11 protein-coding genes and 2 riboswitches are annotated in these 16,954 nt (G+C 48.9%); all 11 genes read right to left on the reverse strand.

Going from position 1 to position 16,954, the window contains the following annotated elements; genetic code table 11:
* Positions 1–1,180 (reverse strand): ECF transporter S component (locus C1I60_RS23795; RefSeq protein WP_289306545.1); only part of this gene is annotated, 1,180 nt, incomplete at its 3' end.
* Between the two features lie 52 nt (positions 1,181–1,232).
* The gene (locus C1I60_RS23800; protein ID WP_137063973.1) at positions 1,233–2,219 is read right to left on the reverse strand and encodes a S66 family peptidase; all 987 of its coding nucleotides are present in this window, start codon (positions 2,217–2,219) and stop codon (positions 1,233–1,235) included.
* Positions 2,220–2,525: 306 nt separating this feature from the next.
* Complete coding sequence (locus tag C1I60_RS23805) at positions 2,526–3,167, reverse strand: 50S ribosomal protein L25 (protein ID WP_137063974.1); 642 nt, start codon at positions 3,165–3,167, stop codon at positions 2,526–2,528.
* Positions 3,168–3,399: 232 nt separating this feature from the next.
* Positions 3,400–5,901 (reverse strand): type I pullulanase, encoded by a 2,502-nt coding sequence (pulA, locus tag C1I60_RS23810; RefSeq protein ID WP_137063975.1) that lies wholly within the window; start codon positions 5,899–5,901, stop codon positions 3,400–3,402.
* Between the two features lie 286 nt (positions 5,902–6,187).
* On the reverse strand, positions 6,188–7,843 hold the full coding sequence (gene cydC / locus C1I60_RS23815) for a thiol reductant ABC exporter subunit CydC (protein ID WP_137063976.1): 1,656 nt from the start codon (positions 7,841–7,843) through the stop codon (positions 6,188–6,190).
* Entirely contained in the window at positions 7,836–10,001 is a 2,166-nt protein-coding gene (locus C1I60_RS23820) for a DUF454 family protein (protein ID WP_137063977.1), read from the reverse strand. The genes cydC and C1I60_RS23820 overlap by 8 nt, the downstream gene beginning before the upstream one ends.
* 217 nt (positions 10,002–10,218) lie before the next feature.
* Positions 10,219–11,364 (reverse strand): mannitol-1-phosphate 5-dehydrogenase, encoded by a 1,146-nt coding sequence (locus tag C1I60_RS23825; protein ID WP_137063978.1) that lies wholly within the window; start codon positions 11,362–11,364, stop codon positions 10,219–10,221.
* A complete protein-coding gene (locus C1I60_RS23830; RefSeq protein WP_137063979.1) occupies positions 11,361–11,795 on the reverse strand; it encodes a PTS mannitol transporter subunit IIA in 435 nt (144 codons plus the stop codon). Before C1I60_RS23830 ends, C1I60_RS23825 begins: the two co-directional genes overlap by 4 nt.
* Positions 11,792–13,870 (reverse strand): BglG family transcription antiterminator, encoded by a 2,079-nt coding sequence (locus C1I60_RS23835; RefSeq protein ID WP_137063980.1) that lies wholly within the window; start codon positions 13,868–13,870, stop codon positions 11,792–11,794. Before C1I60_RS23835 ends, C1I60_RS23830 begins: the two co-directional genes overlap by 4 nt.
* 82 nt (positions 13,871–13,952) lie before the next feature.
* The gene (locus tag C1I60_RS23840) at positions 13,953–15,437 is read right to left on the reverse strand and encodes a PTS mannitol transporter subunit IIBC (RefSeq protein ID WP_137063981.1); all 1,485 of its coding nucleotides are present in this window, start codon (positions 15,435–15,437) and stop codon (positions 13,953–13,955) included.
* A 515-nt stretch (positions 15,438–15,952) separates the two neighbouring features.
* Positions 15,953–16,348, reverse strand: coding sequence for a glycine cleavage system protein GcvH (gcvH, locus tag C1I60_RS23845; protein WP_137063982.1), 396 nt, complete (start codon positions 16,346–16,348; stop codon positions 15,953–15,955).
* Positions 16,349–16,747: 399 nt separating this feature from the next.
* Positions 16,748–16,838, forward strand: a riboswitch (glycine riboswitch).
* Positions 16,839–16,935: riboswitch (glycine riboswitch) on the forward strand. It abuts the riboswitch before it with no gap.
* The last annotated feature ends 19 nt before the right edge of the window (positions 16,936–16,954 follow it).

A 16,954-nucleotide genomic window follows, 5' to 3' on the forward strand; every position in this document is an offset into this window, starting at 1 on the left:
GCTCTCGTGCCTTATCCGGCTTGGTGCGCGTCGTAGAGGCAATGGCGTTCAGCGCGTTGAACAGAAAATGCGGATTGATTTTAGTCTGGAGCGCCTTCAACTCGGCTTTATTCGCCGCTTCCTTAATTTGCTCCACACGCGATACTTCCATTAACGTGGATATAATTTGGGACAAGCCAATCGCCATTGTTTGCAACGGGTACGTGATTTTATAAGCTTTGCGGTAGTAAATTTTCAGGGTTCCGGTAACCTCTCCCCGTTCCTCCAACGGGATAATGAGCAGAGACTGGATTTGGGGTGTTTTATCGTCGGCAATATGGTTGCGAATCGTGATTTTACCGCTGCGGATCGTCGATTTGGTCACATCGCTAATGATCTCGTCGCCGATATGATAACGTTCCTCTCCAAAACCAACGTAGGCCAATACATCCCTGGTATCCGTAATCGCCACCGCGTCCGCCTTGATATCCTCCTTAATGATCGAACAAATGGTATGCAGCGATTCGGCATTAATGGAGCGAAAATAAGGCAGCGTCTTGTTGGCAATATCTAGAGCCAGCTTGGCCTGTCTGGCCGCGATATTTTCCTTTTCCCCCTCGACACTCTGAATCAGCAGAACGATCAGACCGACGCTGACTTGCCCCATAATCATGGGCAGACCAATCTTCGAAACGATGTCCAAACCAAGCTCATACGGTTGTGCCATCACCAGAATGAGCAGCATCGTTAATGTTTCGCAGATCATCCCGGCGGCAATGCCGACCAGCCACCTCTTGGAGCGGTCGACCCGGCGCCCGATATATCCCGATACCACACCTGCCAGAATACTCGTAATCAGACACGGAATCGAGGTCACTCCCCCGATATCAATCAGATAACGGTGAATACCCGATACAATACCCGTAATAATCCCGACCCACGGTCCAAATAAGATGCCACCCGCCATAATCGCAATAATCCGAACATTTACGAGCGACCCTTCGACTTCGATCCCGGTATAGGTGCCGAACAGCGCAAACATACAAAAAATCATCGTCAATAGCGTCAGCTCTGCCGGGGAATGGCTATTCTTTTGCAAGGTTTCTTTAAACCGGGGAATACGGGTAATAAAAAATAGACAAATCAGCAACAACGCTGCGCGTTCAAATAGCTGCATCAACGTTTCCAAAAAGCCGTTCACATGCGTTCCTCCCAAATATAAACCCATCATCAAGCCTTCTCTCCCCCACTCACTATTCACATATTTCAAGATCAATCATGCCATTCCGGGCACGAATACTTGCCTTCCCGCCAATCGGATATGTAAATTGCGGTGTGGTGTGTCCGAAATCCGCATCTGCGATCACCGGGATCGAGGCCAGTTCCTTTTTCGAGCTAATGATTTGCCGCAGCAGCTTTTCCGTCATTTTAGATGCCTGCTGAAAACGCCCGATGATGATTCCTCTCACCTGATCGAAGCCCGGCTGGAGCAGCAGGGATTGCAAATCCCGATCAAACGTAGCAGGAGAGCTTTCATAATCATCCTCAACCAATAGAATCGTTCCTTCCAGGCTCGGCATATACGGCGTTCCCTGCAACAAATTCAGGGTACACAGGTTTCCACCCACAATCGTACCGTGTGCTTCTCCTTCGTGAATCGCATAAGGCCCGACATTGGGGTAAAAGATTCGTTGATCCTGATCCAAATACCATGTATCGTCACTCCACTCAGGCGAGGACTGAATTTGGATACTCCCCTCCTCCAACATCATTTTCTGAAAATACGCTAATGTATATTCATTTCCTTGCAACATGCCGAACGTCAAAAAATGAGGTCCTGCATACGTGATAAGCCCTGTTTTTGCATATATGGCATGACTTAAAGCAGTAATATCCGAATAACCACATAACCGTTTAGGATGAGCGCCAATCAGTTCATAGTCAAGGTGGGCAAGGAGCTGATTAGCATTATACCCGCCAATGGCAGTCAGAATGCCCTTCACCTTCGGATCGGCAAAAGCTTCGTGCAAATCTGCTACTCTGGATTCTATTGAGGAAGATGTAAAATCATCGCTTTCCAGCACATGTTGCGAAAAGCTCACCGCAAATCCAAGTTGCTCCAGCTTTTGCTGGGCGATCAGGCGATTTTTCTCGGAAACGATAGACAAACTTCTGGACGGCGAAAGAATGCGTATCTCGTCTCCAGCCTTTAGTTTGGGCGCTTGCTTTCCGATGATCATGGTCATTTCCCCCTATATACGAAGCATTTAAAACTGCCACAAATTATACCATCAACTTCCATCAAATTATAGCTTTTAGAAATACGCTCTCCATTAGCCCGATGATGAAGCTATCAATATTCAAAATCGGCATAACCGCTGCGACAACAAAACCTACTCCATTAGACACACACACCGAGGGATTAGATAATGCCGGGACATATGTAAACGCAAAAAATCGCCCCCTGATCAGGGAGCGATTTTACATTTATCTTTGAATAGCCGTCTTTAGCAGGAAGGCACCCATCTATTCGATGACCTACAGCATCAGGCTTCCTTGTTTTCGGAAGCCTTTTCTGTACCTTCTGTTGCAGCTGCATCGCCTGCCACAGCAGCATTTTCCACCTCAACCGAACGCGGAACGATAATGGAAGCAAGCAGCTCTTCCTCAGGAACGTGCAACGTTACTCCTTTAGGAAGTTTCAGGTCGCTTGCGCTCAGCTTGTCACCAACATCCAGTGCGGATACATCCACCTCAATGGTAGATGGCAGGTCAGCAGGAAGACCCTCAACTTCGACCTCGGTTTCCTGGATTTGCAGAATACCGCCCGTTTTTGTACCTACAGGTGTACCCTGATAATCAATAGAAACCCGTACGCGAAGCGGCTTATTTTTGGAAATTTTCAGAAAATCGGCATGCAACCAATGGTTGTCACGCTGCTGATAATCCTTAATGATGACCGGAATGGTTTCTCCACCCTCTACTGTGAGGTTGAACACCTCGGAACGTCCGGTTCTGACTACTTTATTAAATTCTTTGGCATCAACATGTACAGGGGTTCCTTCAAGCTCAGAGCCGTAAACCACAGCTGGAATCCGTCCTTTTAACCTCAATCCACGAAGTGCCGAACCCTTCTTCTCTGTTCTCGGCTGGGCGGTCAGTTGAATACTTCCTCCATTAGAACTCATGATATACAACCTCCTTCAGGTTACCTTACAAATGATTATTCCTCAAGAATCTTGCCTGTTCACCAGTCGCACTACAAGGTATAAGCCAGCAAGCTGGCAAAACCAAACAAGTCCATAATTATATATTACCCCTTTTTTCTGAAACTGACACACGTTTGCATAAAAAAATAGCATTTCTCGAAATCCTCGAAAAATGCTATTCAATGTACGAAAGACAACCACCCCTATAGAGCTATCCTGCCCGGTTGTCGTTGACCAGCAGCAAATATTCTTCTCTGCCACTGTGAATCAATACCTGCATCACAGATCGGTTCAGGTCTACATCAATATACCGATCGGCCTCAATATCCTTGGCATCCCACTGATTGAGGCGGACGATGTAGCCGATACGCCGCACATAAGGAGCCACTTGAATACGCGCTACTGCGCGACCGTCATCCAATTCACTCAATTCTACATGTCCGTCCCGGTATCCGGTGCCCCATACCCACACATTCCAGCCGGAATATTGTCGATCCGCACGCTCGTAAATCAACTCAACGGTGCGATACAACGCTGCTTCTTCGTAGTGACCTGCGATTTCCTGGTCTGTTCCTTCATCCGAGCCTGCCAATCCGTTCTCCCCTAGCTCGGTCGTCTGATCCTGTAAAGTCAAAAGGGATGACTGAGCGGGTTCCTCCTGATCATACAGTACCATCATCGACCAGCGCGAAACGGCCACACGATGGCCTGCTACTTCATACCGTATCTCATTTCCAGCCCCGTGAGCATCCACAACGACATGCCAGCGATCCGATTCCGGAGGCAGCAGTATCGTCTGCTCCATATCCGAGCCGTTATAAATCACCACAATATAATTCCAGGTATCGCCGTTTGCATGGTGCCTCAATGCAAAAGCCACCACATGCCCACTGCTGTGCAGCACCTCCATATGCTGCTCCACCAGCTCCCGGTGATCCATTCGGAATGCCGGGTGACTGCGCCGTAAAGCGATTAACCCCTGATAGTAATCAAATATAGGACGAAATCTCGCCTTGTTCTCCCACCGAATAGCATTCACCACATCTACACTACGATAGCTATTATGGTCTCCATATTTGGAGCGCAACAGTTCATCACCTGCATGGATAAAGGGAATGCCCTGGGAGGTCAGTACCATGCCGTTTGCCAGCAAGGATTTGCGTACAGTTTCGTCCTCCAGCAATTCATGCTCATTCAATTCCCGGTACGGGTCTGCTTCCGCCACGGCTTGTTCAGCTGTTCTCCCATCCTGCGGCTGACCCTGCTCCCATTGCGGAAAACCGCAACGCTCCCGCAAATACCGCACCGTCAAAATTTTATCCCACAGGTTGAGATTATCGTGAGCCGTGACATAATTGACCGTTTCCGAAGGTTGAGCCGTAAAATCATGAATAGCTCCAAAAGCACCTTTAAGCACCAACTCCTCCTGATCCCATGCCCCCGTAGCAAAGCCGCTTGCGGTACCATCACTGTCACCCTTAATAGCAGAACGGTAGTTGTCATTGAAAACGGCAAAGCCTTTGTCCCGTTGTGTTCCTTTTAACGTAAGCAGAGTCTGCGGGGATTCTCCTCCCGTCCAAGGCTCTCCATAAATGAGCAGATCGGGCCGAACCTCGGAGCGAAGCTCCTGTGTAAGCTGCTCCACCGTCGGCGTATCCATCAGGCCCATCAGATCAAAGCGGAAGCCGTCTATATGATATTCCTCTGCCCAATAGCGCAGTGAATCCTTGATATACTTGCGAACCATCGGGCGTTCGCTTGCCACCTCATTACCCACACCCGAGCCGTTGGAGAGCTGCCCATGCTCATCCGTACGGTAATAGTAACCCGGTACAACGGGCTCAAACGGCCCTTTTTCCACCGAGAAGGTATGGTTGTATACGACGTCCATAATGACACCGATGCCAGCAGTATGCAGGGATTGCACCAGCAGCTTCAACTCCCGTATTCGTGCCTCCGGGTCAGCCGGATTCGAGGAATAAGATCCCTCAGGCACATTATAGTGCTGCGGATCATAGCCCCAGTTATATTCCGTGCCCTGTTCCGCAAAATCATTTACCGTATGGAAATCAGCTACTGGAAGCAGATGGACATGTGTAATGCCCAGCTCCAGCAAATGATCCAGTCCGATGCTGTTGCCCACCGAATCTTTTAGTCCCGTATACGTAAAGGCTGCAAACCGTCCTTGTGCGGCAGATAAGCCTTTTTCTCCAGTATTAAAATGTGTATCCATTGAAAAATCACGCACATGAAGCTCATATATAATAGCATCCGTAGCCCGGGCAAGTGTGGGTCCAGCATCCTCTTTCCATCCGTCCGGATGGGTTTGAGCCAAATCAACAATGGCCGTACGCTGTCCATTGGCTGATACCGCTGTCGCATAAGGGTCGGCGGCATAATGAAGGGTACTGTCTGCCCATTCCAGCCTGTACATGTAATAATACTTGTTCCAGTCGCCTTCCAGCTCTACGGACCATACACCACGCTCATCACGGCTCATCGGAAATTCCCGGCCACCGCTATGGTCCTGAACGTTACCTTCCTGGTCGTACAATCCAACGTTGTCATATAGCGCTACATGGACCTGCTTTGCAGTCGGTGCCCATACTTTAAACATGCTGCCCGCAGGCGTATAAGTAAGACCCAAATCATGGCCTTCATATGTGGGATATGTTGTGTGCTCAAGCTCCTTGAGTTGATTGAAATCAGACATTCCTGTTCACCACCCATTTCTGTACATCGGCTTTCAGCCTCTGTTCATCCATCATTTATGATGTTTACGACTTGTCAATATACCTCAGGATTTTGCAAAAATCCTTACCTACTAGGCTATCAAAATAAGACAAGCTTGAAAAGTCGGATGATTTCAAATACGGATGCTGCTTTCATTTCACACGCACACTCCATTTTATGACAAAACTATGAACAGGCTACAGCAGCAGCCCTCCAAGCACCATAAATAACTCCCTTTATCCCTTCAAACACATATGTAAAAAAAATCAGGACAGCCTGCGGTTATCCATCTGAAACATGTCGTCCGCAATCCGCATGGTGGAGCTTCGGTGGGAAACAAGGACAATCGTTTTATCCTGCTGCTGTTCCTTTAACGATTTTAAAATGATCGCTTCGTTCAGGCTGTCCAAATTGCTGGTAGGCTCATCGAGCAGCAGGAGCGGAGCATCATGAACCAAGGCTCTGGCCAGCCCCAGCCGCTGACGTTCACCACCGGACAGCCTGTCCCCCAATTCTCCGACACGGCTGTCATATCCTTGAGGCAAGGTCATAATAAAATCATGCACCGACGCCCTGCGGGCTGCTTCCACAACCTGCTCATGCGTAGCATCAGGTTTTCCAATTTTAATATTGGCCGCAATCGTATCATCAAACAGGAACGTATCCTGATCCACATAGCTTTGCAGACCTCTCAAATGCTTCGTTCCGATTTCTTTCAAATCATGTCCAGAGAACAATATCCCGCCCTGCTGTGGGTCCCTGAATCGCATCAACAGCTTGAGCAAAGTGGACTTGCCAGAGCCGCTTTTACCCTGAATACCTGTAATCCGCTTGTGCGGTATCGTGAGACTTACATCATCCAACACCGTCTGGCCCTCATATGCAAAAGTTACCTTGTCTACCTTCGCCCCGGAAAAGGCAACGCTCATTCCCCCGATATTTTCCTCGACCTCCGGGGTTTCCTCCAGCAGACTCAGTACGCGTTCCCCGCTCGCCAGCGTTTGCAGCAGATTGTTGGACAAATTGCTAAGCGCAACTACCGGGCCAAACGAGCTAAACAGGGCAATGACGGAAATAAGCATCCCTGTAAAGCTGACTTGCCCCTTGGACATACCATACAATCCAGCCAGCAGCATCAGAAATGAAAATCCCACGACCGCCGCATCCGTTATCGCCCTTGTAATGCCTTCATGATGCTTCAAGCTCTTCTGCTTGGCATCCAATTGATCCGTGCGACGGTTAATCTCAGACAGTCGCTGTTCTCCGCGCCCGTATTGCACAATTTCCTTCATACCACGCAGGCTGTCCAGAAAATAACTGCTCAGCTTGCCGAAGCTGCTCCGGTATTCCATGCCCTGACGTCTGCCCATACGCGAGGTTAGCAGAGGAATAAACAGGCCGACTGTGATGTAAGCAAGCGCAGCGAGCCAACCTAATAGAGGCTCATAAGAACCGATAAAGAATACCATTAGCAGTGAAATGATGATGCCGATCATAACAGGCGCTATCGTGTGTGCATAAAACACTTCCAGCAGCTCAATATCACTCGTAATCAGCGAGATCAGATTTCCTTTGTCCTTGCCTTCGAGCTTGGCTGGCGCCAGTCTGCGCAGGGCTTGAAGCACCTTGTCACGCAGCACAGCCAGCAGTTTGAAGGCGAGGTAATGACCACTCATTTGCTCGCCATAACGGAACACCCCACGCAGTACAGCACAAATCACGATGGCCGTGAGCAGAAACGTCATACTGTAGCCTGTCGTGATGCCCGTTGCTGTAAACAGGGCAAGGGCTCCATAGACAATAATGCCAATAGCACAAGCAAATCCAAGCACTCCTGTAACAATCGTTATGAGTAGCACTGGTAAAAGAGGCCCGGCCAGTACCAGTAATTGGGCCATGATCCGTAATCCGTGTCTACGCATATACAGCACCCCCTTTTACAAACTGCTCTACCCGGAGTTGACTGAGATACATCTCCGCATAATGTCCCTGCTGGCTCAACAGCTCATGATGCGTTCCCGATTCTGCCACCAAGCCGTTTTGCAGCACATAAATACGGTCGGATTGGACAACATTTTCCAGTCTATGCGAGATGAGAATAATGGTTTTTCGGCCTGCCAACGCATGTATAACCTCCATAATACCTTCCTCGCTCTCACTGTCTATGTTAGAGGTAGCCTCGTCAAAAATGTACACGCTACTATCATGCAGCAGCGCTCTTGCCAGCGCTAGCCGTTGGCGTTGTCCCCCTGACAGGTTGGTTCCCTGCTCCTCCAGCTCTACTTCCAGCCCTCCCTGTGAGAGAACAAAGTCATACAGCTTCACCTGCCGCAACGCTTCCAGCATTTGTTCCTCATTCGCGTGCTCATTGCCCATTTTCAAATTAGCTCCGACCGTGCCCTTAAAAATATAGCTGTTGAAGCCGATCCAGGTCATATGCCGCATACGGCTTTCTTCTGAAATGGCGGCAAGCTCGGTTCCTCCAACGGTCAGACTTCCTTGATAACCCTCATGATGACCAACGATTAATCCGGCTACCGTGCTTTTACCAGAGCCTGATTCCCCGACAATGGAAATGAAGCTGCCCTGAGGAATATCCATAGATATATTTCGCAGGGTGTCCCTTTCGTCGTAGGCAAAATTCACCTGATCCAGTCGAATATCGGTAGTCTCGATGCTTTCTTTTCCTTGTACCAGTTCCTCTGTACTCAGAATTTGAAATATTTTGTCACTCGCTGCCATCCCGTTCATGGCGATATGAAAGTAAGAGCCCAGCAGACGCAGCGGAATGAAGAACTCCGCCGACAGCAGCACAATGATCAGCGCTCCCGCCAAGCCGATATGACCAGCGGTATATTCGCTCACTGCGACCAGAACACCAGCAGCGGCACCGCCAAATGCAATAAGGTCCATGACTGCCACCGAATTAAGCTGCATGGTCAGTACTTTCATGGTCATTTTGCGAAAATCCTCGGCCGCCGTGTTCATTTCCTGGTGCTTCTGCTGGTCTGTTCCATATATTTTAAGTGTGGTCAGACCCTGTACATTTTCCAAAAAGCTGTGACCCAGATTGACATAGCTGCCCCAATATTTGCGAAACAGCTTTTTAGCCATCCTCATAATGACTATAATCGACACCGGAATCAGCGGAACGCAGATCAACAGAATAATGGCAGCCTTGAAGCTGACAAAGGATAGTGTGATGAACAACGTTACGGGTGCAAGCAGACTGTAAAATAGCTGAGGCATGTATCTGCCAAAATAGGTTTCAAGCTGCTCCACTCCTTCTACAGCAACCTGAATAACCCCCGACGTGGAGGTATGATCCGTATACGCCGGCCCCAGCTTTAGCAGCTTGCCGTAAATTTGCGAGCGCAGCGTTTTTTTGGCATTCACGGAGGCCCGATAGGACAGCATACTGGCTGCATAATTGCACAAGCATCGGACTGCAATCGCAGCAATAACAATGGCCGTCACAGATAGGATCAGCTTACGGGTAACTTGTCCCGCCCATGCCTGCTGCAAAACATAGGACATGGACAAAACAGCGGCTATACTGCCTAAAAGACCAATCCACTGCACAAGCACGCCCAGAACGATATACTTTCGGGAATGCTCCACCAGACCAAGCAGACGGCTGTCGACCATTTTAGACCTTTTCTTCGTGGTATCAGCAAGCTCAGCTACAGATGAGCTTGAGGACGGAGTTTCCGCTGTAGTGCCTCTCACCGTTCCGATCCTGAATATAAAGTAATAATATTTGAAGAGGATGACTAACCCGATAATCACCTTGGCCCACACTGGCGGGGTTAAAATAAAGCCGGTAATGAGCATGGCTGACGCCAATCCCAGAGTCATTACTTTTGTGGACAGCTTCAACGATCTTGTTTGGACAAAGCTTTCCAGATGCTTATGGTACAAAGAGGTATTCGAAAACCAATGATGGAGCCGTTCAGACCCCCGCATAAAGAAAAAGGCTGCCAGCAGCAAAAACGGCGTAGTCGGCAGCAACGGTACCACCACGCCAATGACTCCAAGCGCCAAAAATAGAAACCCTAAGGTAACATAGATCGGTTTCACTGTAATCCTCCCTAAAAAGATATGATGATGACCCATTTGATGGATAATGATAATCATTATCAATATAAACAATTTAGACAGGTTGTTATGTGATGTAAATCACGCATAAAAAATCCTCTTGAAGCACATCTCTACAGAACACGCTTTTGCGGGTGTTGGTAGTAGATGTATTGGCTTCAAGAGGATTATCGAAAATAATGCGCGATATTACGTTGTTTTATGAATTTATAATATCATATTGCTCCAATACCTGCCGATGTAGCGGGTGGTCTGCGGGTATGGATGTATAGCGTGTCAGCGCCACACCCAGTCCTTCGCTGCGGATCACCTGCTGAAGCTCGACCGCCTCAGGGTCCTCCGCAATATCAAATTTACAGGCAGCAGCCATTCCTAGCGCCAGATGATCCGTCAAGATGTCATACTCCTCCGCTTGCAGTGCCGGACGTACAAGACGGTCATTGGGAGACAGCTTCCGCAATGGTGAACGTCCAACCCGAGTGACCTCGTCTGTCAGATTAGGGTTGCGGAAGCGATCTAAAATTTTGGAGATGTACTTCTGATGCTCTCCCTGATCCAAACCGAAGCGCTTCACAAGCACCGCCCCTGTTTCCTCCAGTGCCCCTTGGATAGAATCCACCACCTTGTCATCCTTCATCGCTTCCTGAATGGTGGCATAACCCGTAGCATAACCAAGGTAGGCCGCCACGCAATGTCCCGTATTCACCGTGAACAGCTTGCGTTCAATGTAAGGCTCCAGATTCTGCACGTAAAGGATACCTTCAATCTCTTCATGGTCAGGAGCCATTTGCGAACGATCCACTACCCACTCGTAAAAGGGCTCTACCTGCACATGCAACGGGTCCTCATGATGCTGGATCGGCACAATCCGGTCTACAGCAGCATTCGGAAAATACACCGCAGTCTCCGCCTTGGCACGAGTCGCCTCATCCAGTAGCGCAAAAACATGCTCCTTCAGTTGGGCGCTGCCTCCGATTGCATTTTCGCAGGCAATCACATGCAGCGGCGCTGCCCCGCGCTCTACCCGCCGCTTAATTCCCTCGGCAATGCCTGCTGCAATATGCTTGAGGATGCTGACACCCACTGCGGTCGTTACCAGATCAGCGTGGTCTACCGCATCCGCTACAGCCCCTGCATCTTTGCCGTCAATCGCGGTTACATTCGTGACCGTTTCCGTATCCCTGGTATCATTCGCCAACTCTACAGTGTATTGCTTGCGCCGCCGTAACTCGGATACAAGGGTGTCGTTAACATCCGAAAAGACAACCTCATAGCCTGCACGCGACAGAATCAATCCGATAAAGCCGCGACCGATATTTCCTGCTCCAAAGTGGACGGCTCTCATAGCTCCATCTCACTTTCGAACAGATCTATAATTTCCTGAGGGGTCACCGCGCTGCGAAGTTTGTCCATGTTTTCTTCCTCGGCACACACCACAGCGATACTCGTCAAAATCTCCATATGATCGCCGCCTTGTGCTGCGATGCCGATCACCATATATGCTTTTTCTTCCCCAAAATCTACACCTTGCGGGAACTGAATGATTGAGATGCCTGTCGATTGAATGAACGTCTTGGATTCCTTCGTGCCGTGTGGAATAGCCAGCCCGTTCCCGATATAGGTGGACACGATCTCCTCGCGTTCCAGCATCTTGTCAATGTACTCACCTGTAATATGTCCCGCATCCAGCAGGATTTGTCCAGCCATACGAATCGCCTCATATTTATCTTTGGCGGTTGCGTTCATTTTTACTTTGTCTATCGTCATAATGCTCACGGTAGGTTCCTCCCTGTCCCTAATTTACTGTGAAAAAATTCAGCCAGTTCACTCGATATATAATTGGAGATATGCTCACGGCTACCGTGTTTCAGTAGCGTAACCATGTCTTCCCGAAGTAGTAATGCACTAATCTCGCTCAATACCTCCAGACTTTCTCTCGGCAGTTCACGAGGTCCCAGCATAAGCAGCACGCAATCTACCTGTTCGCCTGCATCCGCCAGCAGCGGCTCTGCCAGCTTATACAGGGTAAGCGAAGGCTGGCGAATATAGTGGCTACGCGTATGAAACAAAGCAATGGAGGTATCAAGGATCACCTGACTACCCTGGCGCTCTCTTTCCATGAGTTGTGCAGCAATGACAGAAGGCTCTGTAATATTCCCCCGCCCCGCCTCCAGCATGCAGATAGCCTGTACGGTAGCCTGCATATCCATCCCCTGATTTTCTAGCGTATATACTTGAAATTGCTGTACAATGTGTACAATTTCCTCGATACTTCTTCGCAGCCCGGTGAGCCATTCCATCCCCTGACCGGGCTGAACGGACTGTTCCTGCTGCTGATCATTGGGGTGCTTGAGTGTAATATGCTGGATAAAATGACGCAGGCGATCACTTTCCTCCTGCGTCAGCAGCGGGCTGATCTTGAGATAACGATCCGGTTCAAGCGGTAGCTCCACCGTCGAAATGATCAGATCATAATCCTCTTTCGGAATCCGCGCTGCCTCATACCATGAGGCCCTATCCACGATTTTGATCTGTGGCAGCTCCTTGGCGAGCCTTGTTGCCAGCAGCCTGGAGGATCCAATGCCGCTCGTACAGACGACGATGGCCCGCACCTCCCGCCGCAATTGTCGCAGCCGCTCCAGCGAAGCTCCGAAATGCATGACGAGAAATCCGATCTCTTCATCCGGCACTTCCATTTCTGTCATGTCCGCCGCAGCCTTCTTCACCGAGTCGAACAAGTTGCCGTAATCCTTGCGGATTTGCTGGAGCAGAGGATTGCGGATGGATCTTCCTTCCTTCAAACGTTTGAGTACAGGAGCCATATGGGCAATCAGTCCTTCACGCAGAACGCGATCCTCTGCCAATGGCGTATCTGTCTCTTCCTCCACACGACGAATCAACTCATGAACCGACTCCAGCAGTACGAGATCATCCAGCGGCAGCAGCCGGGTGGAATGATCCTCGGCATCCCGGAACAACAGTCTGAAATAAGATCGTTCCGGCTCCGGAAAATCAATATCCAGCGCCTCTGACAATTCAGTGCATATGCGTTCCACCATAGCTGTGCGCAGCATGATATTCTCATCCGAATCTGATTTGGAATACGAGGGACGGTGATCCACAACGTATCCAAGTCGCAGACGTGCCAGCGAAACGCAAATTTGAATCAACAGCTCCATATATTTGCTTTCCACCATGCTTTTCAGCCATTTCTCATGGGGCTGCCAGAGGGCATTTTCCACGGTCAGCAGGTTCTCTCTGCCAATCATCTCCAGCAACTTGTCAGCGACACGTGTCACAGGACGGAGCTCCTCACGGCTAGAAAACAGATCCGATTCATCCAAATACTCTAGAGCCAGCTCGGAAATCGCCCGTCTTTTGTCCATCTCCCGGCCTGTAATCTCGACGCCGTACCCGCGTCTGCGAACAAGCACGAGTCCTCGTTTCCCAATCCAGTCTTGCAATTCGTCCAGATCATGACTGACAGTAGTTACCGTGACCTTCAAATCAGCAGCCAGCGCCAGCAGCTTGATCGGATCCTGTGAATCCAGCAGCATACAGAGGACTACAATCTTTCTCTCCTCAGCCGAATATTCGTCCGACTTCGTATGCATCAATTGCTCCCGCAGACATACAAGCTGAGCCGGGTCGGCATCCACATAGATACCAATCCCTGATTTTTTCTCCAGCTTTACCTCATGAGCCGCTAGCCAATGCTCGACTGCGCTGAGTTCCCGGTGAACCGTCCTTGTGCTGACATTAATCTTCGTGGCAATTTCCCCAGCCGTTACCTCTTGGGACTGCTCCAGAAGGTATTCCACGATGTCACGTTGTCGTTTCGTAATATTCATAAGCGATACCGTTCCTTCCCAAGCTCATCCCTTCAGCAGAACAAACGAACTGCATACAAGGCGGCCTGAATACTCCAGGGGATTAAGAATCGGATTTCAGACGTTCCACCAGCGCTTCGTATGCAGGACTCTTCAGGAAATTATCAATAGAAATATGCTCGGCATTTGGAGCCACCGTTTTAGCCCGGTCCGTCAACGTTTTTTGCGTAATAACAATATCCGCATCCTGCGGAATCTCACTGATTGCCGTGTTCGTTACCGTAACATCCACACCCGCCTGCTTCATTTTTTTGCGTAAAATCGAGGCGCCCATAGCGCTTGAGCCCATACCTGCATCACAGGAAAAGACGATCTTGTTCACATCTGATTTATCCTTGAGCGTTTGAACTTCGACAATCCCCGCAGCCCGATCAGCTTCGCGGTTATCTTCCGTTACAGTGGCATTTTCGCCTGCAGCCTTACTTTGAGTTTGAGTTTTCATATCCTTCATGCGGGAGGCCGCTTCCTCAAGACCCTCTTCTTTTTGCTTACCTGTCTTGAGTAACACAGCAGCAACAGCAAATGATACGACCGCAGCAGCAATCACACCGCTCAGCATTGGCAAATATCCGCCTTTTGGTGTCATCAGGAAATAAGCGATGATACTGCCCGGTGAAGGTGCTGCAACCAGTCCGGCACCTGTCAGCATGAAACAGAAGGTTCCCACCACGCCTCCTGCTATAGCAGCAAGAATCAGAATCGGCTTCATCAAAATATAAGGGAAATAAATTTCATGAATCCCGCCGAAAAAGTGAATGATGACCGCGCCGGGAGCCGACGACTTCGCAGAGCCTTTACCAAACAGGCAGTAGGCCAGCAAAATACCGAGCCCCGGTCCAGGGTTGGATTCAAGCATGAACAAAACGGATTTGCCTGTTCTTGAAGCTTCCTCCAGCGCAATTGGACTTAATACTCCGTGGTTCAATGCGTTGTTTAAAAATAATACTTTTCCGGGCTCAATAATGAGGTTGACGAGCGGCAAAAGCCCTGCGTTTACGAGGAACTGTACCCCTGCTGACAACACTTGACTGATAATTTGTACAAACGGTCCGATTGCCACGTGGGCAAGCAGCGCTAAAATCGCCCCGATAATCCCTGCCGAGAAATTATTGACCAGCATTTCAAAGCCTGATTTAACTTTGCCGTCAATCGCCTTGTCGAACTTCTTCAATATCCATGCAGCCAACGGACCCGCTACCATCGCGCCGAGGAACATCGGAATGTCCGCCCCGACAATGACACCCATCGTCATAATGGCCCCGATCACACCTCCGCGCTGTCCGTGAATCATGGTGCCACCCGTATAACCGATCAGCAGCGGCAGCAAATAATTTTTCATCGGATCAACCAGTTGTGCAAAACCCTCATTTGGGAACCATCCGGTCGGAATAAAAAGTGCCGTGATCAATCCCCACGCGATAAAAGCTCCCATATTGGGCATAACCATACCACTGAGAAAACGACCAAAACGCTGTACGGCAACGCGTGCGCCTCCGTTTGAATTGGACTTTGCGTCCACTGTGCTCATATTCATATCCTCCTTATAGGTCAGCATTTTGCATCATTCGATTCCCTACGCTCGAAAGTACAATAGATAGACGAACTAAACCGTTTCGATCTATCTATTGATGATTTGAAATCGCTCTTGGGATTGCTGCAAAATACTCAGGTAATAAGCATCACTACCTTTTCTTAAAATTCATACTAAATGACAACGCTATCTTCATCAACGAAATGAAAACGTACTTTCGTCATGAACGTTGATGACAACATTTAAATTTAAGATAAACAGGCGCGAAATCATTAGGCATAATTCCTCTTAATATGGCCTGTAACGTTAGAAATTAGTCGAGAAACCATGCGTCATCTATACCATTTCTGTACAAGGAATAACCTCTAAGTAAGGAAAAAACACGTAATTACGCTTGCTAAAAAAGACAGCAAAAAATAGCCGCTATGCCCAATCATCGCGACTATTTTTATACAAAACCGAGCGGACAAACGCCACTCTTATTCAGTTATCCAACCTAATTTGCCCCATTATTACTCATTGGCAGTCAACTGCTCGTACTGATCCGCAGACAGCAGCTTGCTTAGTGCTTCCTCTACATCTTCTCCAATCTCCACTTCGATCATCCAGCCTTTTTCATAGGGAGACTCGTTTACCAGTTCAGGCGTGGTTTCCAGTTCTTCATTCACCTTCAACACCGTTCCCGTCACCGGAGCGAACAGGTCGGATACTGTCTTTACCGATTCAATAGTACCAATCTCTGCCCCCTGCTCAATCGTTGCTCCCTCCCCAGGCAGCTCCACGAAAACGATATCCCCTAGTTGATGCTGTGCAAAGTCCGTGATACCGATTCGTACCGTTCCATCCTCTGTGCGCTGAACCCACTCGTGTTCCTCCGTGTACCACAAATGCTGCTTCACTTCACTCATCCTGCTCCGCCTCGCTTCCATATGGATTACATCGTTTCGCCTACCCATCTATGACAGGTTAAGATTATGACAAGAAGAACTATTATGTCAATAATACTAACAAAAATATTTCATATCCCTCCATATGTTGTTTTAATTAAAAATACGACAGGATATAACAAACGCTTACATATCCTTATCTATGAATAAAATGTTTTTAATAATATTTTTCATGACATTTTTGTTGACATTTCGAATAAATTTGCGTATTAATGGGTTATAACAAGTGCTTTTGGAAATACCCGATAACTGTAAACGCGGATGAACGTGGAGGGAGAGACTGCCAAAAACTCGCATAGCTGCTGCCACTTGTGAAAACAAGGTAGCAAGCGAGTGGAATCAAGCTGTTACCGGCAGGACCGGATGGCATATAGCTGATCCAAGGGCAGCGCCGAAGGAGTAAACCTGCATCGCAGGTGAATCTCTCAGGCAAAAGGACCTCTGCCGGACGCATCTCTGGAGAGCATTCGCCATACAGGCGGATCACCCAAGGGGAAACCTGGTACGCACCGGGGTAACTCTCAGGTATCAAGGACAGAGCTGAAAAAAAGTGTGTGGACTGCCGTT

Origin of the sequence: Paenibacillus terrae (genome assembly GCF_005217525.1) — a bacterium.
GTDB lineage: Bacteria > Bacillota > Bacilli > Paenibacillales > Paenibacillaceae > Paenibacillus > Paenibacillus terrae_C.

Coding starts and splice junctions, on each gene's coding strand:
- C1I60_RS23800 (WP_137063973.1), bottom strand. CDS start 2,219: ATGATCATCGGAAAGCAAGCGCCCAAACTAAAGGCTGGAGACGAGATA.
- C1I60_RS23805 (WP_137063974.1), bottom strand. CDS start 3,167: ATGAGTTCTAATGGAGGAAGTATTCAACTGACCGCCCAGCCGAGAACA.
- C1I60_RS23835 (WP_137063980.1), bottom strand. CDS start 13,870: ATGAATATTACGAAACGACAACGTGACATCGTGGAATACCTTCTGGAG.
- C1I60_RS23840 (WP_137063981.1), bottom strand. CDS start 15,437: ATGAGCACAGTGGACGCAAAGTCCAATTCAAACGGAGGCGCACGCGTT.
- cydC (WP_137063976.1), bottom strand. CDS start 7,843: ATGCGTAGACACGGATTACGGATCATGGCCCAATTACTGGTACTGGCC.
- C1I60_RS23825 (WP_137063978.1), bottom strand. CDS start 11,364: ATGAGAGCCGTCCACTTTGGAGCAGGAAATATCGGTCGCGGCTTTATC.
- gcvH (WP_137063982.1), bottom strand. CDS start 16,348: ATGAGTGAAGTGAAGCAGCATTTGTGGTACACGGAGGAACACGAGTGG.
- pulA (WP_137063975.1), bottom strand. CDS start 5,901: ATGTCTGATTTCAATCAACTCAAGGAGCTTGAGCACACAACATATCCC.